The following is a 21840-nucleotide window of genomic DNA, read 5'->3' as shown; positions in this document are numbered from 1 at the left end:
TTTTGGGTCTATCTGTTTTACTTTCTCCCAATACTCTATCCTCAATTTTTGAACTCTTTCCGTTTTCCCTTGGAAGACGCGCGGCTAGCGCCACGAAGGCTACTGCGTAATGTTTTTTTTTCGTGTTAATTTTTGTTTTTGCAATGTACAACACATCACACTTGCACACACCCAAACGTTATACTTTTCTCCAAAATACTCGCAGTATTCCGACAAAGTTGCGTCTGGATAACTTTCAACCATTTGGGCTAATTCGCGACCATAATCATCTAGCCGACCCTTCATTGCTCCACCTTGCTTTTTGGGTTCTAAATTACCTTTAGTTTTCTTTAACTGGATTAGTTTTTGTACATAGCTTTTTGCTACACCAAATTGCAAAGCAACCTTTCGGATTGACGTACCACCTCTGAAGTAAGTATTTACTATTTTTTCTCGTAAATCGATTGAGTACGGTTTCATTATAATCTTTGATGCACTAATACTATTTGTACCTCATATACCTCAAAACTGCTGTATATCTAAATCTTGATTCTGATACTAACTCCGACTTAATCATTATTTTTATCCAATAAAGAGTTTCATTAGCCTCCTTTAAGGCTATAGAATACTTGTTAACAAAATCTTTGCTCGATTGTGCATATTTGGCTTCTGAACAATTTGCACCTATCGATGTTCCACTTCTCAAAAACTGTTTAGACAAGACCTTAACTGCATCATCGAAAGGTCTTTTATTCAGTTGAGAATAGGCTTTAACTACTCTGATGGCAAAATCTTCTGTTCTTTCTTGAATACTAATATTTATATCATTATCAAACATGAGTCAAAATCATACAATGATTCTATGTTACCCAATTGATAATCGGTCATAACTAATTCCCACTACTCATTACTTATTACTTATTACTTATTACTTATTACTTATTACTTATTACTCATTACTTATTACTCATTACTTATTACTCATTACTTATTACTCATTACTTATTACTCATTACTTATTACTYATTACTTATTACTCATTACTTATTACTTATTACTTATTACTCATTACTTATTACTTATTACTTATTACTTATTACTTATTACTCATTTAGAGGAATCGTAATTATAAACTCTGTACCTTCTCCCAAAACTGAACTGACCTCCAAATTACCGCCATGTTTATCTACCACAATTTGACGAGCGATCGCTAATCCTAATCCTGTTCCTTTACCTACACTTTTGGTCGTAAATTGACGGTCGAAGATTTTTTGTTTAACTACTTCAGACATCCCCTTACCATTATCGACAATGGAAATCTTGACACGATCATCTTCAAGAAAAGTCTTAATGTTAATTCGGTTGGGATTATTTTCCAGTTCTGCACAATTGCGACCAATGCTCGATTCATCTAAAGCATCTATTGCATTGGCTAGGATATTCATAAATACCTGATTTAACTGTCCAGGAAAGCATTTGACTTGAGGTAAATTATCATACTCAGTATCAATTTCAATGGCTGGGCGTTTTTTGTTAGCTTTGAGGCGATGTTTAAGAATTAAAATAGTGCTATCAATACCTTTATGGATATCAAATAATACTTTGTAATCTTTATCCGAGCGAGAAAAAGTTGTTAAGCTATTACTAATATTTTTGATACGTTCACACCCAATTTCCATAGACCGCAACATTTTCGGCAAGTCTTCTAATAGATATTCTATTTCAAATTCTGCGGCTTTTTGTGTAATTTCATCGCCAGGATTGGGAAATTTTTCTTGGTAAAGTCGCAGGTATTCTGTAATATTTATAACAGAAGCGATTGCTTCTCGAACATTACCGGCAATAAAACCGACAGGATTATTAATCTCGTGAGCAACACCTGCAACCAGATTCCCAAGGGCAGACATTTTTTCACTTTGCACTATCTGTAGCTGTGCTTCTTGTAAGTATTGAAGTGCTTGTTCCAGCTCTTGAGATTTTTGCTTAATCGCTGCTTCAGCTGCTTTGCGATCACGAATATCAATATCAAAGCAATACATTTCTTTTTCCCCAGCCATGTTTGTAAAAATTGCGTGACTGGAGTAAACGCTGACAATTGAACCATCTTTGTGCATTAAACCAAGCTCAGATGGTGGAATTGGAATTCCTTCAAATAACCACTTATTAACAGCCTTTATAACGAATTCTCGCATATGTGGAGGAATAATCAAATCTTCCAACTGCTTACCGAGTGCTTCTGTTTGAGAATAGCCATATAAAGATTCACTGGCTGTATTCCAAGCAATTACTTGACGATGACGGTTATAACACTGCATCGCGATTGTAGGAGTCGACTCAAATAAGTACCGGAAGCGCTGTTCGCTCTCCCGTAATATATCCAGGTTTCGCTGGGACTCTTCATAAAGACGAGCATTTTCCAAAAAAATCGCCTCTTGAGAACACAAAAAATCTAGAATGGAAATACATTCTTTGAAATACATCCTTTTGTTAATAATCCTTTATTTAAGCGATTTTCCCGATACAGAATATCAACTAGATACGTTTAGTTGAGAGTATACATACACAGTAGAGCTATCCCGGATGTTGCTTGGGTGTAAAAAATGGTAGAACGAGATTTTTCTAGTCTACTCTTCAATGAGAAGTTACTTCATTATATTTAACTAAATATCAAGTTTAGATTTCCAGTGTATATTTATTCCGTAATTTTGTAGTTATATTAGTTCATCTCGGCTATAAGTGTAAATGCTTAAGAAATAGTCTAAAACTTTAATCATCCATTATAGGTGATTAGGGATTAGGGATTGGGGATTGGGGTACGCCCGCACTGCTTTCGCAGTGTTAGCAAGGCGTGACGCGTAAGCGTCATATGGGGATTGGAGAACAGGGTTAATTAACAGTAACTCTTCCCATTATCATAGAAACAAGAGTTATTCCCGGCTACAGTTATGACTTCAAACAGTATTTCAGATGAAAACTTAGTATTAGTTGCTGGTGCTACTGGTGGAGTTGGACAATTAACAGTAGCCAAGTTACTTTCTGAAGGTTTTCAGGTCAGGGTTCTGACACGTAATGTATCCAAAGCAGAAAATATGTTTGCAGGTAAAGTAGATATTGCGCTCGGAGATATCCGCGATCCCGAAACTTTACCCGCAGCTATGTCCAACCTTACCCACATTATCTGTTGCAGTGGAACAACTGCTTTTCCTTCTGCAAAATGGGATTTTGAGGGAGATCCAAATTTTATTGAGTCATTTTTGCTATTTTTTGACCCCGAAAAAGCTAAAGCTAAAGCAAAAAATAGCCCCTACAAGGTCGATGCGGTTGGTGTAAGTAACTTAGTTGCAGCAGCACCAAAAAATTTACAACGGTTTGTGTTTATATCTTCTTGTGGTGTGGAACGCAAAGACCAATTTCCTTATAACATCCTCAATGGTTTTGGTGTATTGGATGCGAAACAACAGGCAGAACAAACTATCATTAACTCTGGATTACCATATACCATTATCCGACCTGGACGTTTAATAGATGGTCCTTATACCTCCTACGATCTCAATACCTTAATCAGAGCGAAAACAGGAGGTAAACTTGGCGTGGTATTAGGAACGGGGGATAAATTAACCGGTCAAACCAGCCGAATTGATGTAGCTAATGCTTGTGTGGAATCGATTAGAAATTCGAATTCTGTGAATAAAACTTTTGAGATTGTTAATCAGGGAGCAAGACCATCGGAGTTGGATTGGAATCAGCTTTTTGAGCAGTTGTAGTAGGTAATGGGTAATGGGTAATGAGTAATGAGTAATGAGTAATGAGTAATTTCTAATTTCTGACTTCTGACTTCTGACTTCTGACTTCTGACTTCTGACTTCTGATTTCTGACTTCTGACTTCTGCTCCCCATAGGCGCGGTCTGTCCTGACTTTTGACTTATGTCCTGCGGACACGCAATAACTACGTTACGCTCCGCTAGGCGCTAATGACTTTTGACTTTTGATTTGTCTGTCCTAACCTGTCATCGCTCCAGAACGCCGATACAGTAACCAAATAAATACGGGAGAACCAAGCAAAGCAGTTACCGAACCTACAGGTAACTCCACTGCTCCCAGACGGGAAAGCAAATCCGCAAAGGTTAATAACCATGCACCACCAAGGGCTGATAAGGGTAAACATACGCGGTAGTCAGTTCCAACTAATAAGCGTACTCCATGGGGAACTACCAATCCCACAAAACTAATTAACCCTGCAATACTTACCGCACCTGCAGCTAAAAGAGTTGCTACACCACCAATTAAAAGCCTACTGCGTACTAGGGAAACTCCCAAACCTACTGCTAAGTCATCTCCCAAAGCTAATACGTTCACCCATCTGGCGAGCAAACATCCTATCACCAATGCAGTTAACATATAAGGCGCAGCTATTTTTACTTGCTCCCAACCACGTCCATTTAAGCTACCAATTAACCAGTTGAGGGCTTGTTGTACCCTACCATCTTCGGCTAACAGTAATAATGTACTTTGAACCGCACCTAATAAAGAACTAACCGCTACACCACCTAACACCAACCTTTCAACTCGAATTCCTCCTTGACTGCGACCAAGAAAAATTACCGTAATCGCAGTGATAATCGCTCCCAACCAAGCAGCAAATGGAACCCAGTTAATCCATATTCCTAAAACAATCATTCCTACGGTTACTAGTCCTGCACCTGCAGAAATACCCAGAATAAATGGGCTAGCAAGACTATTACGCAACATTCCCTGTAGTAAAGCTCCTGACATTCCTAAAGCAGATCCTACAAGCATTGCAGCAATAATGCGCGGCATTCGCAAATCCCAAATAATTGTTTGGTTAATTGGATCCCCTTCATGTAATAATGCCTGCCAGATATCCGGTAAGCTGATGGAAACAGAACCTAGGGATAAAGAAGCCATTGAAGTTACTACTAATGCTGTTGTTAATAATGAAACAGCTATAAACAGGCGACCATCTAGGAAATTTGTTTTGATTTTGTACATTTGCTTTTTGGCTAGTTGCGATCGAGATAATTTTATTGAGTTAAATTTATGGAATTAAATTTATTGAGATAACTTTCCCACCATTTCTGCTCGGGTTAGCAGCAGTTAGGTAATATCTATTCATAACTAGTCAAATCTACTTTTATTGAGTAGGTTTATTTTTTGTCGCTAGCCCAACAACATCCAAAATGCTATTTGCACCTAATTCTTGCTGTTTATATTAACGTAACGGTGAATTTACTGTGCAGGTTTGTTATAGATTTTTTAACTTGAGAGCTTGACTATTCCTATATTGTTCACCCTTGGAGTATAATGCTTAAAAATTTAATAACTTAAACAAATGGGGTCGCCAAAATTTATGTAAGATGCAGCTAGTAGAAAAGCACGTAATTAATAGACAGCATAAGTTCTGGAAAGATTGTGACTATTTAAGTTTACAGGCAAAACATTTATATAATGCCACTACTTATACCCAACGCCAATACTTTTTTCAAACAGGGAAATACTACAATTGTGTTGATATTTACCACGCCACTAAAAACTTAGAATCATACAGGTATTTACCAACTAAAGTTAGTAAACAAATAGTTAGGAAAGTATCGGAAACTTGGAAATCTTGGTTATCAGCTTTAAAAGACTTCAAGAAATATCCCCACAAGTATTTAGGTAGACCAAAAATACCAGGTTATAAACATAAAGAACGTGGGAGATATGTGGTTATTTATCCTTGTGATGCAATATCACAACCTACCCTAAAAAAAGGCTTAATTAAACTGTCACAAGTTGATATTTGTTTCCCCACTAAAATTAAAAAAGTAGACCAAGTTCGCATAGTTCCAAAACTTAACTGTTATGTAATTGAGGTAATCTACACCTACGCTCAAGTAGAATCAAAGCAATCTCCATGGGTAGCCGGTATTGATTTAGGATTGACAAATTTGATGGCTGTAACTTCCAACCAACCAGGTTTAAAACCTTTGTTGGTTAATGGTAGACCATTGAAAAGTATCAATCAATTTTTCAATAAAAAATTGGTAACTGCCCAATCAAAAGAAGCTTGGAGACAAATTAAACAGTTAAATCACAAACGTGATAATAGAGTTAATAATTACTTACACACAGCTAGTCGTAGAGTAATTAACTGGTGCTTGAAAAACGATATTTCAATTTTAATCATTGGTAATAATCAAGGTTGGAAACAAAATATCAATATTGGTAAAATTAATAACCAGAAATTTACTCAAATACCTCACTCCAGATTAATTAATTTACTCACTTATAAGGCTAAATTATCTGGAATTGAAGTTATTGTCACCTCTGAAAGTTACACCAGTAAAGCTAGTGCTCTAGATGGAGACAAATTACCAAAATATAGTCCAAATACTAAATATAAATTTAGTGGTAAACGCATTCAAAGAGGACTATATCAAACCGCCACTGGTAAGCTAATCAATGCAGATACTAATGGGAGTATGAATATTATACGTAAAGTAATTCCCGATGTTTTTGAGGGAATAGAGGGATTGCCGTTTATCCCTGTAGCTCTGGATCTTTGGACTCGGCTACAAATATAGAAGACTATTATTGATTACTTTTGAGTAGTTTTGTATAGATTTCTATGAACGGTTGATACTTCTAATTTACGAAACATTCGTTTCAATGCTTGTTTTACAGAATTAGGAGATATCCAAAGTTTGCGAGCTATTTCTTTATTGGTAAGTCCTTGAGCTACAAGTTCAGCGATTTGTATTTCCCTTGATGTGAGGTGACTAATTAGGAAAGAATCAAGTTTTGTCCGTTGTGTTTGGATCTTCGCAAGACAAGCTGACATGTGAATACAGACTGCACTGAGTTCGATAATATCTTGGTGAGTAAATGGTTTAGTATCACCAACCCGAGCAAAATGAAGTGCACCAATTAACTGACCATCACCAACAATGGGACCAGTCATAATATGCTCGTGGTCGTAGTAACCGCAACAATTTTGATATAGCAGCGATTGTTTCCAACCGTCAGGAGGTAAGATCATTTTCTCATGGGCGGGAGCATGATATTCCATCACATAGCGCATTACTGGATCCACTGCACGCCCGACTTTTTCATAAAGCTCCAAAAATTTCTCTACTTTGGATATTCCTTGGATATCAACTGCTCTGGAGCGGAAATGCCGATCTAGCATATGTATACCCCAACGCTGTGCGCCGAAGTGTTCGCCAACTGTATCCATATAATTCATTCTTAGTTGATGCTCGTCTTCTGCGACCGCTAACTTATGGAATAAGGTGTGAAGAGATTTAGCTACCATTAGAAGATGTGTACGAAAAATAGATTTAATCTACCCGTTTGGGTACTATTCAAGCTGTATTGTTACTTCTAGCATAGTGTGTAAAGCAATGTTAAGAGTAATTTAAAGATGAATGATGAAGTGAAATATCATATCGGTTTAGTAATGTATCCCGGTATGACACAGCTCGATCTAACTGGACCACATCAGGTTTTTGCTTTTTTTCCCAATACTGTGATTCACCTAATCTGGAAATCTTTAGAAACGGTGATAAGTTCTGAAGGATTGAAAATTTTACCCAGTACTACTTTTGATGATTGTCCCCGACTCGATGTTATTTGCGTACCTGGTGGTAGGGGACAAGTAGAGATGATGGAGGATGAGCAAGTGTTAAAATTTTTGCGTTCCCAAGCGAAGGATGCAAAATATATTACATCTGTCTGTACTGGTTCAATGATTTTAGCCGCAGCAGGATTATTACAAGGATATCGAGCCGCCTGTCACTGGCTTTTTCGGGACTACCTTAAAATGTTGGGAGTTGAAGTATCTACCGAAAGAGTTGTAATTGATCGCAACAGGATTACAGGTGGTGGAATTACAGCAGGTATTGATTTTGCTTTAGTAATTGCTGCTCAACTTTATGATGAAGATACAGCAAAAAGATTGCAGTTAATATTGGAATATAATCCCGCACCTCCTTTTAATACAGGTTCTCCAGAAACAGCAGGTACGGTTTTAGTTGGAAAAATCAAACAATTTGCAGGAGAACTATTATCAGTAAATTTAGCAGCTACAGAAAGAGTATCTAAACGTTTATCTTTGTTAAGTTAGTTGCGAACGCTCAATTAATATACTTGCTATTCAGGATCCGTAAATATAAGTCGTAGTACCCCAATGACTTCCATATGTCGCATTAAAATTATTGGCATTGAGTGGTTGTTACAAATTGATACCGTTAACTTGATACTGTTAGCATCATACTCTCACTAAGTAACGCACTGTAACATATTTTTTTGATACTAAATGGTAAATTGAGCTGGATCGTTGCTTTTTCTGGGATATCATGCTTGACAGTCTAGGAAAAATCCAAAGTCCTTTAACTAGAAGTATTGCAGGTGCAACAGCAGCTTTTTCCGCAGTAATAATTACATCCGCTGTATTAATTGGTTTTACCAAGCCTAAAGATGAATCTGTTCACACAGTAGGTGTTTACGGTTCCCTGTTAGCTGCCGGGTGCGGTGCTATATTTGGTTTAGTGACCACAAGTAAAACTAATTCTACCCGAACGAATCAAACACCTAATCGAGTCTCAAGCGAGGAAAAGCAGGTTACAAATACTGCAGGTTGGCAAGACTGGCGTAATTTTGTAGTGATTCGCAAAGTTAGGGAAAGTGAAGAAATTACCTCCTTCTATCTTAAACCTCAAGATGGAGGTAGCATACCCGGCTTTAAACCCGGTCAATTCCTGACGATTAAATTAGATATACCCGAAAAAGATAAACCTGTAATTCGTACTTACTCCCTTTCCGATTATTCAGAAAGCGGTACCTATTATCGCCTCTCTATTAAACGAGAGGGAGCACCCAAAAATTCCGATTTACCCCCCGGTTTAGCTTCCAGTTTTATGCACGATCAGGTTCAGGAAGGTACTATAATTCCAGCAAAACCACCTGCGGGTAAGTTTTTCTTGGATCTTAATAAATCTTTACCTGCAGTACTGATCAGTAATGGAGTTGGAATCACTCCAATGATGAGCATGGCGAAGGCTTGCAAAAATTTTAACTCCACGCGACATCTCTGGTTTGTCCATGGTGCGAGAAATGGTAAGTTTCATGCTTTTGAAAATGAAATCAAGGCGATCGCCCAACAATATCCTAATCTCCAGGTTCATTTTCGCTACAGTCGACCCCAACCAGAAGATAATGGTAAATACCAAAGTGTGGGTTACGTTAATGCGGAGTTGCTTAAACAGTCCGTAGCTCCAGAGATAGAAAAAATTTGTGGTTCCCAAGATGCAGAATATTTTTTATGCGGTTCTCCGCCATTTTTACAATCTTTAAGGGAAGGACTTAAGGAATGGGGTGTACCAGAAGGTAAAGTTTTCTTTGAGTCTTTTGGAGGAGGTGCGAAAACAAACGTAACAACTAAAGATACAAATGTACAGAATAGTGGAAATGAGCGTAGTGCAGAGATAGTTTTTGCCAAATCTGGTAAAACCCTAAATTGGCAGGATAGTGATGGTAGTATTTTGGAATTTGCTGAAGCTAATGGAATTGATGCTGATTACAGTTGTCGTCAAGGTATTTGCCTAACTTGTATGTGTGCTCTTAATGAAGGGGAAGTTGAATATGAAGAGCCTCCAACTGGAACTCCAGATGAAGGTTCTGTCCTAATTTGCGTTTGTAAACCGAAGTCATCTAGAGTGGTTATCGACCTTTAACTGCAATAGCCACCATTGCTTACTATTCTTTTGCAGCAAAAACTGTTTGTAAAGACGTAGCATGCTACGTCTTTACAGATCTCATCTGTGTTTTTATCAGCTATGTGGACTCAGAGAGAACTTTATACTTGAAGGTTATATATGCAATCTCTTAAGCGTTGCTTTTAGTCATTAATCCCCACAAGAAGATTGCAAGCATTGCTCCAATAACTGCAACAACAATTCCTGGAATACTTAAAGTCGCTGCTGTTAACGTGAGTTGTCCCGTAGTTAATAAAGTCATTAAACTACCACCCAAAAAGGCTCCCACAATCCCTAAAAGCATGGTTGCAAGAATTCCGCCACCTTGATGTCCGGGGTAAATTGCTTTACCGATTGCTCCAGCAATCAGACCTAAAATGACCCAAGCAATAATATTCATATTTTTCTCCCTAAATTAATGTTCTTCTTTGTTTCTAGTGATAGGTAATTTAATACAAAATCGCGAACAAAATACTATCAACGGTTGCTTAGTAGTAAAACCGAAATTTGACGCTCTAACATTTTTGATTATAGAAGATGTAATTTTTGATAATCAAGTAGTTAACTATAAACTAGAATAGCAATTTTGGACGAAGTTTATCTCTACAATTAGAAACAAAATTACTATTCTAGAGATAGATAAACTTATATTCCAAGCTATTTCATTAAGATTTGAAGCCAAAACCCGCTTTTGATTTACCCTTACCTTTACCTTTTGATTTCTGTTTTTTATTAACTTCTCTTAATGCTTCTTGAAATAAATTATGTAAATGTATGGGTACGCTAGCAATTTCTGGTAATTCAGGTTGTTCGGTTTTATCAAATTGCCTTAACAAATCTTCTAAATCAGATTTTATATTAAACTCTGGGCGTTTTAATACTACTTGCAAAATATTTTCTAATTGCTCTGGGTATTCATTCTTAAGACGTTGCCAAATAGCTGTATTAATTTCTGGGGATTCTAAATATTCTCTTATCAATTTTTCCAAATCAGGATTATTTTGACCGTCTGATTCTGTTAAGAAAATCTTAAGTTTTGCATGATTTGCTAAAAATACTTGTCCCCAACGAGGATGATTAATGACAGTTACTTGTTCTGATTTTTTTAGATGGTTTGGTAATTCGACTTTTGGCAAAACCATTTTTGCACTATTGTTACTATCGAATAATTTTGCTGCTGTTTTACCATCAATACCAATTGATTCTGCAGTGTCTTGAATTTCCTCTTGGGAGACTCCTGCTTCTTGAGCTAATTGGGATAGGGATTTAGAACTGTCAATTCCTGCAGATTCTAACTGACTTTGCGCGACCATATCTTGAAATTCTGCTAATTTTTTTTCTAATTTGTATCCAGGTAAAGTCACTTCATCGCTGTTGAAGAAGTCAGTAAATGATTCATGATATCGTTCTACTGATAACCATGCTTCTTCTAGCATTTCTGGAGCATCGCCGTACAGATGATTTTTATAATGCTGTTTAAAATTCCCGATCGCTACCGATAGCTTGGGTTTACCCAATTTACCCATTAATGTGATTGGACCAGAAAACATCCAATAACTTTCTGTGACAGGAGAAATACGAGTCAGTAAAATTTCACCATCTTTAACCCTTGCGAGTTGCTGTATTTCCGATTCATCCTTGGGTTTGAGAGTATAATTTTTACCAGTCATCCAGTTCATTAACTCAAAACCATCAGATATAATTTGGGTTACAGCAAATAAGCCAATAAAACTCCGTCGCCAATTTTGAAGTAGTTGATTTTGGACATCAGATAATTCTGGGTGCTCAGCAAGGAAAATATCTAACGGTGTTTTGTCATTTACCACACCCTCATTAATAAACATAGAAACTACCATCTCATTTTGAGATGTTCCTTGGTACTGAGATTGGGAAAATTTAGCTAATTGCTCAGCGCTAAAAGTTTCCAATGCTGTCGCAAGATCGCCTTCTGCGGACAATATGAAATCTAGTAATTCTGCGTGTAAGTTCTTCGCTGTTTCTAAAATTGAATCCACAACTCAACCTCTGCAAGACACTCAAATTATTGTATTTAATCCCACCATGATTATTACGATTTTTCTAGCCCCTGTCATTGGTGGGAGAATATTTGAGCATCAGCAATCAAGCTTATCCAAAATTAGGATCGCACAACATTACTTATTATCGATTACTAACTGCCAACTACCAATCAACTTTTAGTAATTCGCTTACTCTGCTCAGAAGTCCCCAACATCTGCAAATTATGGAGGGWTGCGTACATTCCTCCCTGCTCTAATAATTCCTCATGACTTCCCCTTTCGACCAGTTCTCCGCTCTGTAAAACAAAAATTCGATCCACATTGCGAATAGTAGAAAGACGATGGGCGATGATAATAGCTGTACGACTTTGCAAAAGTTCCTGTAAAGCATCTTGAATTAAACATTCTGTCCCCACATCTAAATTAGCTGTAGCTTCATCTAAAACTAAAATCTGAGGATTGCGAATCGCAGCACGAGCAAAAGCTAAAAGTTGTTTTTCTCCACTGGAAAGATTAGTTCCCCTCTCCCGTAATTCACTGTCGTAACCTTGGGGTAGTTTTTCAATAAATTTGTCAACATTCGTTTTTGCTGCTGCTTCTTGGACTTCTTCAATACTGTAACTATCCCCTAAGCTAATATTACTTTTTACATCACCAGCAAACAAAAATCCTTCCTGGAGAATTACTCCCATATATCGCCTTAATTCAGCTTGTGGTACTTCCCTAATATCAATACCATCTACTAAAATCCGCCCCTTAGTGGGTTCGTAAAGGCGACATAACAAGCGAATAACTGAACTTTTACCCGCACCAGTAGGACCAACTAATGCTACCTTCTCGCCAGGGTGAATGGTAAAGTCTAAGTTTTTAATTACATAATCGTCATTTTTATAAGCAAACCAAACATTTTCAAACTTAATTTCACCTAAGTTTGGTTTATTACTTGATGCTTGTTCGTGATTGTCCAGTTCGTCAACATACCCCAATTGGGAATCAAAAATGGAAAATCGAGGATTTTCTAAATCGCGAATTTCTATCGGTTCATCTAAAATTTCACTCACTCTTTCAATCGCTGTAAAGCCCGATTGAATAACTGTAAATTTTTCTGCAAATTGCTGTAGAGGTTCGAATACCTTACGAGCAAAGAAAATAAATGTTGATATAGTACCAAAATCCAATTGTTTTTCTAAAAGTAGCCAGCCACCAGCCCATAGGATAATTGTAGTTGCAATTAAAGCAACCCACTCCAAGGTAGCTGATACCGCCGAATCATAAAAAATAGTTCTGTCGACCTGTTTAACATAACGCTTGTTGACATTGTGAAATAATTGCGAGTTGAATCTTTCTCGCCGAAATAATTGCACTACATTAATGCCAACAATATTTTCTTGTAATGTGGAGTTTAGCCCCGAAAGTTCTTCTCTAGCTTTGTAATTAGCCTGACGATACTGGTACTGAAAATAAACTACTAATGCTGATACCGGTAAAAGAACTAATAATAATAACAAAGCTAATTGCCACTGAGTATAAAAAGTAAACCCAATGATTACCAGCATCGAGAATATATCCGATACGATACCGATCGCTCCGGTGGAAAAAACATCTCCCAAAACTTCCACATCACTGGTAAGTCTGGTAATTAATTTACCTACAGGTGTACTGTCGAAAAAACGTACAGCTAAAGATGTAACGTGATGAAATAAATCTCGACGGATATCGTTTGTAATTTGTTGACCGACTTTTTGAACTAAAAATCCTTGAAAACCTTGAAATAGTAAACGAAAAAGAACTGTAAATAATAAAACTCCTTGTAAAATCCCTAAGCCTTGTAATAAGGGCAAATTTTTCAGAAATTCATAAGCACTGTCTTCACCGCGAATTAAAGATATAACTTGCCCAATAATTATTGGTTGTAAGGCGTTTGCCACTGCTAAAGGTACTAGCAACAACATTGACAGTGCCAGTGTTTTCTGATGGCGACGGGCATAGGGTACCAGTCGCAAAAATAACCGCCAATCACTTTCACGATGACGGTTACGTTTTTGAGATTTTTTAAGTGATTGAGAGATGCTCATAAAGAGCATTATATTAATTTTTACTATGAAAAAATCATTTCTTTTGCAAATTGGGTTAGGGAATCAGAATTGGCTATTGGAAATTTAGTCTTCTGACTCACAAGTCAAATTAATCACTTTTGTTTCTGAAAGCAAATCCAATGTTTATGGTAAAACTTTCTGTAAGACTTCTATGAGTCGGTCGACATTTTCTTTTTGACTATTGAAACCCATAAGTCCCACTCGCCACACTTGACCTTTGAGTTCTCCCAGTCCGCCACCAATTTCAATATTATATTCGTTTAATAATTTTTGTGAAATTGCCTTGCCATCAACGCCTTGAGGAATGCGTACGGTGGTAAGGGTAGGTAAACGGAAATCTTTCTCTACATGCAGACTTAGCCCTAAACCTTCTAATTTATCCCAGAGATATTCGGCATTTAATTGATGGCGCTTCCAGCAGTTTTCCAATCCTTCCTCAGCCATTAAACGTAGAGATTCCCGTAAAGCATAGTATAAATTAATTGGAGCAGTATGGTGATAAGTGCGTTCTCGACCCCAATATTTTTGTAATAACGTTGCGTCTAAATACCAGTTAGCAACCTTAGTCCGACGCTGTTGGATTTTGCTCATAGCTCGAGGACTAATTGTTAAAGGTGAAGCTCCGGGAGGACAACCCAAACCTTTTTGAGAGCAGCTGTAAGCCAGATCAACTCCCCATTCATCTAAAAATAAAGGTACACCACCTAAACTGGTAACAGTATCCACTAGCAATAAGCAACCAGCTTCCCGACATAATTCACCTACTCCTTCTAATGGTTGTCTTGCACCAGTGGAAGTCTCTGCATTAACTAAGGCTAATATAGCCGGACGATGGGTATTTAATTGATGCTTAATTTCATCTAAACTAAATACTTGACCCCAAGGCTTGGTCATTGTTCTGACATCAGCACCATACCTACCCGCCATGTCTACTAGGCGATTACCAAAATATCCAGCGACACCAATTAATACCACGTCACCAGGTTCTACAGCATTTGCGATCGTGGCTTCCATTGCTGCACTACCCGTACCGCTTACTGCTATAGTCATGGGGTTATTTGTTTGCCAGGTGTAGCGCAGTAAGGATTGGATCTCATCCATTAATCTCAAAAAAGCCGGATCTAAATGTCCAACAGGAGCAGTATTCATGGCTTTGAGCACAGTTGGATGAGCATTTGATGGTCCGGGTCCCAACAGCAAACGGGATGGTGTATCTAAAGGTGATAGTTGCAGCTTTTGGGTATTATCGATGGAAGATGCTTGCATGATTGATTATTTGTTACTTATTATCCATTATCCCGCTTTGCTTATTTTATTAGTGCTTCAAACAAATGTGAAATCTTGTAAATGTAAAATTTTAGATACTGGGAATTGACGAATCATAAAACCAAATTTTCAATCAATACTGTTCAATCAATAACCTATTAATCAAAAATCATCAATTAAATTTTATTCAGGTTGCTGTAAATTATGAAAGCTTTTCCCTACCAGAGCATCATTTTGAAATTGTAGGGTTACACTCCAATACGGATTTAAATCACCTGCTCCTTGAGGGTTATCACTTGATGAAAAAATATCTTGATCGTTCCACTGATAGATTCTTTCTTTAATTTGTTTACCACCATCATCAAGCTCGTTTGTATAGATTAAAACTCCGTCCCAGCCAATAATAGAGCGAACTTCATCATAGGACATTCCTTCAGATATAGAGTTGTATAAATCTCGTCGAATTTGAGGTTTATACTTTCCGTTCTGGGTTTGGATTGGTTTAGTAGGAATTTGACCAGGAATTCGTCGGTTGGGAAAAAGTCCATTGGAAAAACTAAATGTAGAATTAGCAGAAAAAGGAGGAAACTGCTTGAAGAAAAAATCTTTATGAGAATAAATAAAAGCAATACAGCCGAAAATAGCAAGAGATAAGAGAATTGAATCTTTCATAATAAATAGGGCGGTTAGCCGCCCTAGAGTACTTTAAATCACATCAAGTTAAATCACATCAAGCTTTTAAGTTGAATTAGAAACTATTTGAAAGACAAGTATTTTGATTAACGGACACCTGCGGTTGTTTCGTGAGATTCCGTGTATACGTTTGTGTAAGTTTTGATATTACCTACTACTCTAGTAATAATGTCTTCGTTAAATTTACCCTCAAGTGTAGAAGTTGCTCTGTGTACCGTATAATCCTTATATTTTTTGGAGGAGACATCTATCTTTCCGGGTTTGATACTACCGTCAATGAAAAGTTTATCTGCGGTAGTGGTGTACTTTTCGTAACGATTTGAAATGGTTTTAGAATCAATATTTAAATCAGTTACTGTTCTACTATTGCTATTTGTCCATACATTACGAACAAATGTTTCACCAGCTAAAGCAGGGGTTGCAATCAAAGAGGTGAGAATAGTTAAAGCAAAAACCTTTTTCATTATTTTTCTCTTTATAAAGTTGCTTGCTTGTTTTATCTCGTATTTGGGTGTTTGTTGTTAATACTTGAGTTTAGAAATTGATAGGACGCTGAAGCAAAGCGTCCTATCGGTTTTGTAGTTTAGGAATTGATTCTTTTGCAGTTCAGGAATCAGTTTCCTTACTAACGAACACCTGAGGTTGTTTCGTGAGCTTTAGACTTGCTATATGCACGAGTCTTGATAGTTCCATACACATTTGTATAATTATGTTCGTTGTAATGACCCCAAAGACTAGCACTGGCTTTGTGAACGCTCAACTTATCGTAGGAAATTCCTCCTTTCCCAAAGTCTACATCGCCATCAACATAAATCTTGTCAGCATTGGAATCGTATTTTTCGTAACGATTGGAACGAGTATTGGAGTTAAGATGCAAATCAGTTTTTGTGAGTGAATTATTTTTTGTCCACTCATTACGGACGAAGGTTTCACCAGCTAAAGCAGGGGTAGCGACTAAAGAAGCGAGAATAGCTAAACCGAGAACTTTTTTCATGATTTTATCCTTGTGAAATTACTCGTTTATCGAATCTAAACTTTAGGTATTATTGAGGCTGAAGTTTGAGTACTACATAGGACGCCTAAACATCCTATGAGATTTGATTTTCAATAATTTTAGGAATTAATATCCTTACTAACGAACACCTGAGGTTGTTTCGTGAGCTTTAGACTTGCTATATGCGCGAGTCTTGATAGTTCCATACACATTTGTATGATTGTGTTCGTTGTAATGACCCCAAAGACTAGCACTGGCTTTGTGAACGCTCAACTTATCGAAGGAAATTCCTCCTTTACCAAAGTCTAAATCGCCATCAACATAAATCTTGTCAGCATTGGAATCGTATTTTTCGTAGCGATTGGAATGAGTATTGGATTTAAGATACAAATCAGTTTTTGTGAGTGAATGATTTTTTGTCCATTCGTTACGGACGAAGGTTTCACCAGCTAAAGCAGGGGTTGCAACTAAAGAAGCGAGAATAGCTAAACCAAGAACCTTTTTCATGATTGTCTCCTTGCGAAACTCAAATTTGTATTTATTTGAAAGTTGAAGTTATTTAAAACCCAAAGTTATTTGTCTTTCTCAGGCTCGTATTTGGGTAGTGTTCGAGACTGAAAGCCTTTGACGTTTTTAGGCTCATTTGTATTATTTCTACCTATAGAAACCCCTTCACAAATACTAGACAGAGTTGGGAAGCTATCGGGGTTTAATCTAACACCAGCGCCGATTAATTCAGCACAAGCGCGAGCATTTATAATTTCTAAGTCATATTTAGTCTTACTAGAAATAGTTTCAGCCATTCGCTTACAAGTTTTTTCCAAACTTCCACCTAAAGGAATGACGAAAGCTGCATTAACTCCATAAGAAGCATTATCGGAGAAACTAATTCCATTAAATGAACTATAGGAAGTTCCAAGAATTAAAGAGGGTTTGGGACAAACTACTTGTCTTCCACCTAAACCTTGAATTTTATAAGTAGCAGAATCACCAATGTTATAAACTCCTGTTTGATTAATTGCAGCCGAATTTCTCTGGTCGTTATCTAAACTTTGTTCTTGATTGGGCTGAGATTGGGAATTAACAGAGTTATTAATAGATTGTGCTTGGGCTTTTGTATTGATACCTGCGGTTAAAAGCAGATATATTACAAAATGTATTGTTAATGCCCTTAGACTGTTTTTAAGCATTGGACAATCTTGTGTGAAGGTAAAACAAGTATTTATATCGCATTCAATCAAGCTGATAATAAGTTTATATTTTTTATTTAAATCCTATATAAAATCTCAAAGTGCTCTCATCTTTAGGATTAGTATCGTGATTGGAATTTGAGAAGCTGCGCCTTTGAAATTGTATTGTCGAAAATTTACTTATCGAGCTTTTCCGTTTCCGAACTCCTCACAATTCAATATTCTCATTATGAGCGCAGAAAAAAAGGGGACTTTGGTGGGTTTTTGTGGGGAGTTAGAAGGAATTGATACACAATGCAATACTTTTACTTAAGAACATTGACTTTAACTGAGGCATAAAGTTTCCACAATTTACACAGTGTGAATGCATCAGACAAATAAATATAGCAAATATATACTTTGAAGCTTACTTACTTTGTAATGAGATTAAAATATAGCAATCATATTTAATTTGTGCATGGGCAAACGTTAAGTACAATATCTCTACAAGATTGATTTTTATTAATTATTTAGGATTGTTATGTAAGTTAAATACACACGAAATAATATCCAGGTGGTTTTAATATTTAATTTATCTACATATATGACATATATGAGGGGTATATCCTTAAACTTTAAAGCAGATAAAATCTTTATATAACTATATGAATATTTCCAGAATAAAGATTGAAATCATCTTCATGGAAATGAAGTTTAATAACTTCGGATTGATAACATTTAATTTCTGACTTATAAGCCCCAGTTAATTAGCTGTTTTAATAAGTGGAAAAACTGAATAAATTACAAGGATATTTTAAAGAAAATTAGAAAAAAGTTAAAGAGTATACAAAACATGTCAAAAATTAATTAATACCAGGTATTATCCAGATCTAGGAAAGTATTTTTTATGTCTTTAGAAAGTTTTGAGGTTCTTGTTTTGAGACAATTAAGTAAATGTGCGTACATTAACTCAGGAATTACGCAGCGTAAGCATAGTCTGTCCGCAGGACATAGATTTGTTATTGTGACAGAAACCCAGTGTAGGGTTAGCGGATCCGCTAACGTAATGACGCAATTACGTTAATTTTGTGTAAGTTTTATAACTAAATTATAGTTTTTTAACTACATTTACCCAATCATCAATTTACTCAGCATTGAATTTTTGTAAATTGGAACTACTCAAGTTGAATAAAATAATCAATAATCAATATTTACAACACAAAAATTAACCCCAAAAAATCATTTTCAAAAAAATCTTGTTGAAGCTCTGCAAAAAAAAAGATAATTTGTGTAACCCCTAGAATAATTATGTTTCTCAAAAAATAACTCTTACGCAAATAACTTTAATAACAATAAATATAAAAAAACAAAACCTTAATTTTCTGCCAGAGGATTTTGTCAGCGAAAAAACCTGACAAGTAAGTAAACCCTACTATATAGTAATCCTATTTATGACTACTGAAGAGGCTTTAAACATTGCAGATCGAGCTATTTCTGCGTTAACTGGTAAGTTTCTAACTGATTTACAAAGTGATTTATTAAAAGCATCTTGGAAAAATCAAACATATGAAGATTTTGCAGAAACTCATGGTTATTGCTTAGACTACGTTAAAAAAGACGTTGGTTCTCAATTATGGCGTTTACTCTCCGAAGGGTTGGGAGAGAAAGTAACAAAGAAGAATTTTCGTCAAGCATTGGAACGACATAAAGAACTTCAGAAGTTTGTAAATTCTCAGGAAAAAGAAAAAAGATGCGATCTGGGTGATTCACCCGACACTTCAGTTTTTTACGGAACTGAGGAAGAATTAGGAACTCTAAAAAATTGGGTACTACAATATAGATGTAGATTAATTGCAATTGTAGGTGTTGGTGGAATAGGAAAAACTGCTCTTGCTGGACAGTTAATGGAACAGGTAAAAGATAAATTTGAATATGTTATTTGGCGTTCGCTACGTCACACCATTGTCCAAAAAAATATTGTAGGAGAACTAGTTTATTTTTTATCAGATAAACAAGACAGAAATACTAAAAGTGAAAGTTTACTTCAACACTTGCGTTCTTCTCGTTGTCTAGTAATTTTGGATCGTTTCGAGACAATTTTGGAACCGGGAAAATTAACTGGAGAATATAGCCAAGGCTATGAAGAGTATGGGGAATTATTAAAACTAATTGGAGAAACGAATCACCAAAGCTGTTTTATTCTTACTAGTCGCGAAAAACCATTTGAAATAAGTGACTTGGAAGGTCAAAAGTCATCTGTTCGTTCTTTGCATCTCAAAGGTTCTTTGGAAACAGCACAAGCTTTAATTGAGCAGGAAGAGTTATCTGGTTCTGAAGAAGAAAAGCAAGAGTTATGCTGGAATTATGGGTGTAATCCTAAAGCCTTAAAAATTTCTTCTACTTCGATTAATGACCTATTTGATGGTAAAGTAGCCGACTTCCTAGAACAAGATACGATTGTCTTAAATGGTATTCGTCGCTTGTTAGATTCACAATTTGCTCGTCTATCTTCGTTAGAGCAAATAATCATGTATTGGTTAGCGATTCATCGTAGCTGGATTTCAATTCCAGAATTAGCAAAAGATATTACTCCGGTAGTTCATCAAACAAAGATATTAAAAGCTATCGAGTCTTTACATCGTCGTTCTCTAGTAGAAAAGCGGTCGAGTAAATACACACAGCAACTAATGGTAATGGATTACACCAAGGAAAGATTAATTGAGGGGATTACAAATGAATCAATTGACCAAAAGATCTCTTTGTTTAGTAACGATACATTACTGAAAAAGGCTTTTAAGGATTATGTTGCAAAAATTCTTTAGTTTGTACTAATAAGTATTTCAGCAGGATTTTCAGACATGGGTGTAAAGGTGGGATCGGCTTCTAGTACTGCTTTTTTTCTTTCTTCAGGTGCGAGGAGAATATTATATTATCTCTGTATTGCTGAAATCCTGCTAGTCAGAACCCAATTAAATTTTTAAAATATAGCAGTATTAATTTTTTCTTCTACTACAAGGCGATACAATTATCTTCTGTAATGTGATTTTTTTGGTAAAAGTCACCAAATATTCTCGGAAATTGGGTAGTCGTTCTTGTAGATTTTAAGTAGCGCTTTTAAAGGTGCTGCTATATAGACACACCCTTAACCCAAATTCTTACATAATGTTGAAGCGATTTTTGCTCCTACTTATTGCTGTAACTATTGGTACTGGTGCAGTTGTATTTTTTTTCTTACAACAAGCAACTTATTTACCTTCTTGGTACCAAAACCAAGCAGCAAGCACTGGAAGTTCAAAAACCCATTCTCCACAGACAGGTGAAAATCAATATCAAAAAAAGCTTGAGAGTGAAGAAATATTGAAGAAAATTTCCCAGAGTCTCGAAAATCCAAATAATCCTGGAGAAGCAAAAATCGACTCGCAAGAACTCAATACTTTAATTGAAACGGGACTAGTATCCACTCCCAATAACCAGTTAAAAGAAGCTGTTAAAGCTACCAATACTGAAATATCAGAAGGGAAAATATTATCCGGTGCTGTAATAGATTTGAATCAAGTTCCGATTGATAAATTACCAAGCAAAGCACAAAATTCTATTGAGAAGCTAATTACTACTATTCCAGGTTTAAAAGAGCGTCCCCTTTATATTGGAGTTGAAGGTAAACCCTCTGTTCGCAACCGAAAAGTAGTTTTAGATAATACAACCCGCGTCAAGTTGGGTAACATCAGTATGACTATACCCGAACTATCTCAACGTTTGGGTATTCCTGAAGAAAAACTCAACCGACAACTTTCAAACCCATCTTCCGCACTCTAACTGTCACAATCGGTAATTACTTAAATAAATCAATAATAAAAGAGTAAAAAAGT

21 protein-coding genes are annotated in these 21840 nt (G+C 36.3%); 6 read left to right on the top strand and 15 right to left on the bottom strand.

Annotated elements, in window-relative coordinates:
• Positions 1-99 precede the first annotated feature (99 nt).
• From BC008_RS08365 to BC008_RS08355, 3 genes are all read right to left on the bottom strand, one after another.
• The gene (locus tag BC008_RS08365) at positions 100-459 is read right to left on the bottom strand and encodes a helix-turn-helix domain-containing protein (protein WP_058183425.1); all 360 of its coding nucleotides are present in this window, start codon (positions 457-459) and stop codon (positions 100-102) included.
• A 22-nt stretch (positions 460-481) separates the two neighbouring features.
• Positions 482-817 carry a four helix bundle protein gene (locus BC008_RS08360; protein ID WP_058183424.1) on the bottom strand — a complete coding sequence of 112 codons (336 nt, stop codon included), beginning with the start codon at positions 815-817 and terminating at the stop codon, positions 482-484.
• A 265-nt stretch (positions 818-1082) separates the two neighbouring features.
• Entirely contained in the window at positions 1083-2459 is a 1377-nt protein-coding gene (locus BC008_RS08355; RefSeq protein ID WP_027846859.1) for a PAS domain-containing sensor histidine kinase, read from the bottom strand.
• 465 nt (positions 2460-2924) lie between these two features.
• On the opposite strand from BC008_RS08355, the gene BC008_RS08350 reads away from it, so the two are divergent.
• Positions 2925-3743: an SDR family oxidoreductase gene (locus BC008_RS08350; protein WP_027846858.1), complete on the top strand. Its 819-nt coding sequence runs from the start codon at positions 2925-2927 to the stop codon at positions 3741-3743.
• Here BC008_RS08350 and BC008_RS48150 read toward each other — a convergent pair.
• On the bottom strand, positions 3722-3919 hold the full coding sequence (locus BC008_RS48150) for a hypothetical protein (RefSeq protein ID WP_153009548.1): 198 nt from the start codon (positions 3917-3919) through the stop codon (positions 3722-3724). The genes BC008_RS08350 and BC008_RS48150 overlap by 22 nt on opposite strands.
• 60 nt (positions 3920-3979) lie before the next feature.
• Positions 3980-4990 (bottom strand): FecCD family ABC transporter permease, encoded by a 1011-nt coding sequence (locus BC008_RS08345; RefSeq protein ID WP_036269389.1) that lies wholly within the window; start codon positions 4988-4990, stop codon positions 3980-3982.
• 365 nt (positions 4991-5355) lie between these two features.
• Here BC008_RS08345 and BC008_RS08340 point away from each other — a divergent pair, with 365 nt between their 5' ends.
• The gene (locus BC008_RS08340; RefSeq protein ID WP_058183423.1) at positions 5356-6564 is read left to right on the top strand and encodes an RNA-guided endonuclease InsQ/TnpB family protein; all 1209 of its coding nucleotides are present in this window, start codon (positions 5356-5358) and stop codon (positions 6562-6564) included.
• A gap of 14 nt (positions 6565-6578) precedes the next feature.
• On the opposite strand, the gene BC008_RS08335 is transcribed toward BC008_RS08340, so the two are convergent.
• Positions 6579-7295: a LuxR C-terminal-related transcriptional regulator gene (locus BC008_RS08335; RefSeq protein WP_027845484.1), complete on the bottom strand. Its 717-nt coding sequence runs from the start codon at positions 7293-7295 to the stop codon at positions 6579-6581.
• Between the two features lie 108 nt (positions 7296-7403).
• Between BC008_RS08335 and BC008_RS08330 the strand changes: the two genes are divergently transcribed.
• Both BC008_RS08330 and BC008_RS08325 read left to right on the top strand, forming a co-directional pair.
• The gene (locus BC008_RS08330) at positions 7404-8105 is read left to right on the top strand and encodes a DJ-1/PfpI family protein (protein WP_027845485.1); all 702 of its coding nucleotides are present in this window, start codon (positions 7404-7406) and stop codon (positions 8103-8105) included.
• A 232-nt stretch (positions 8106-8337) separates the two neighbouring features.
• On the top strand, positions 8338-9714 hold the full coding sequence (locus tag BC008_RS08325) for a 2Fe-2S iron-sulfur cluster-binding protein (RefSeq protein WP_027845486.1): 1377 nt from the start codon (positions 8338-8340) through the stop codon (positions 9712-9714).
• A 151-nt stretch (positions 9715-9865) separates the two neighbouring features.
• Here the strand turns inward: BC008_RS08325 and BC008_RS08320 are convergent, their stop codons facing one another.
• From BC008_RS08320 to BC008_RS08280, 9 genes are all read right to left on the bottom strand, one after another.
• The gene (locus BC008_RS08320; protein ID WP_027845487.1) at positions 9866-10135 is read right to left on the bottom strand and encodes a GlsB/YeaQ/YmgE family stress response membrane protein; all 270 of its coding nucleotides are present in this window, start codon (positions 10133-10135) and stop codon (positions 9866-9868) included.
• Between the two features lie 265 nt (positions 10136-10400).
• Positions 10401-11750 carry a hypothetical protein gene (locus BC008_RS08315; RefSeq protein WP_027845488.1) on the bottom strand — a complete coding sequence of 450 codons (1350 nt, stop codon included), beginning with the start codon at positions 11748-11750 and terminating at the stop codon, positions 10401-10403.
• Between the two features lie 173 nt (positions 11751-11923).
• Positions 11924-13828 carry an ABC transporter ATP-binding protein gene (locus BC008_RS08310; protein WP_058183422.1) on the bottom strand — a complete coding sequence of 635 codons (1905 nt, stop codon included), beginning with the start codon at positions 13826-13828 and terminating at the stop codon, positions 11924-11926.
• A gap of 144 nt (positions 13829-13972) precedes the next feature.
• Entirely contained in the window at positions 13973-15118 is a 1146-nt protein-coding gene (locus BC008_RS08305; RefSeq protein WP_027845490.1) for an alanine--glyoxylate aminotransferase family protein, read from the bottom strand.
• 180 nt (positions 15119-15298) lie between these two features.
• Positions 15299-15787 carry a hypothetical protein gene (locus BC008_RS08300; protein ID WP_027845491.1) on the bottom strand — a complete coding sequence of 163 codons (489 nt, stop codon included), beginning with the start codon at positions 15785-15787 and terminating at the stop codon, positions 15299-15301.
• 107 nt (positions 15788-15894) lie between these two features.
• Positions 15895-16272 carry a hypothetical protein gene (locus tag BC008_RS08295; protein WP_027845492.1) on the bottom strand — a complete coding sequence of 126 codons (378 nt, stop codon included), beginning with the start codon at positions 16270-16272 and terminating at the stop codon, positions 15895-15897.
• A 161-nt stretch (positions 16273-16433) separates the two neighbouring features.
• Positions 16434-16802 carry a hypothetical protein gene (locus BC008_RS08290; RefSeq protein WP_058183421.1) on the bottom strand — a complete coding sequence of 123 codons (369 nt, stop codon included), beginning with the start codon at positions 16800-16802 and terminating at the stop codon, positions 16434-16436.
• Positions 16803-16940: 138 nt separating this feature from the next.
• Positions 16941-17309, bottom strand: coding sequence for a hypothetical protein (locus BC008_RS08285; RefSeq protein ID WP_058183420.1), 369 nt, complete (start codon positions 17307-17309; stop codon positions 16941-16943).
• A 65-nt stretch (positions 17310-17374) separates the two neighbouring features.
• On the bottom strand, positions 17375-17992 hold the full coding sequence (locus tag BC008_RS08280; protein WP_027846528.1) for a hypothetical protein: 618 nt from the start codon (positions 17990-17992) through the stop codon (positions 17375-17377).
• A gap of 1430 nt (positions 17993-19422) precedes the next feature.
• Between BC008_RS08280 and BC008_RS08275 the strand changes: the two genes are divergently transcribed.
• Both BC008_RS08275 and BC008_RS08270 read left to right on the top strand, forming a co-directional pair.
• Positions 19423-20793, top strand: a complete 1371-nt coding sequence (locus BC008_RS08275; RefSeq protein ID WP_027846527.1) for an NB-ARC domain-containing protein — start codon at positions 19423-19425, stop codon at positions 20791-20793.
• Positions 20794-21133: 340 nt separating this feature from the next.
• Entirely contained in the window at positions 21134-21787 is a 654-nt protein-coding gene (locus BC008_RS08270; protein WP_058183419.1) for a hypothetical protein, read from the top strand.
• The last annotated feature ends 53 nt before the right edge of the window (positions 21788-21840 follow it).

This window comes from Mastigocoleus testarum BC008 (genome assembly GCF_001456025.1).
Classification (GTDB): Bacteria; Cyanobacteriota; Cyanobacteriia; order Cyanobacteriales; family Nostocaceae; genus Mastigocoleus; species Mastigocoleus testarum.
The sequence above is the reverse complement of the archived record's forward strand: the minus strand, read 5'-3'. Positions and strand labels throughout refer to the sequence as shown.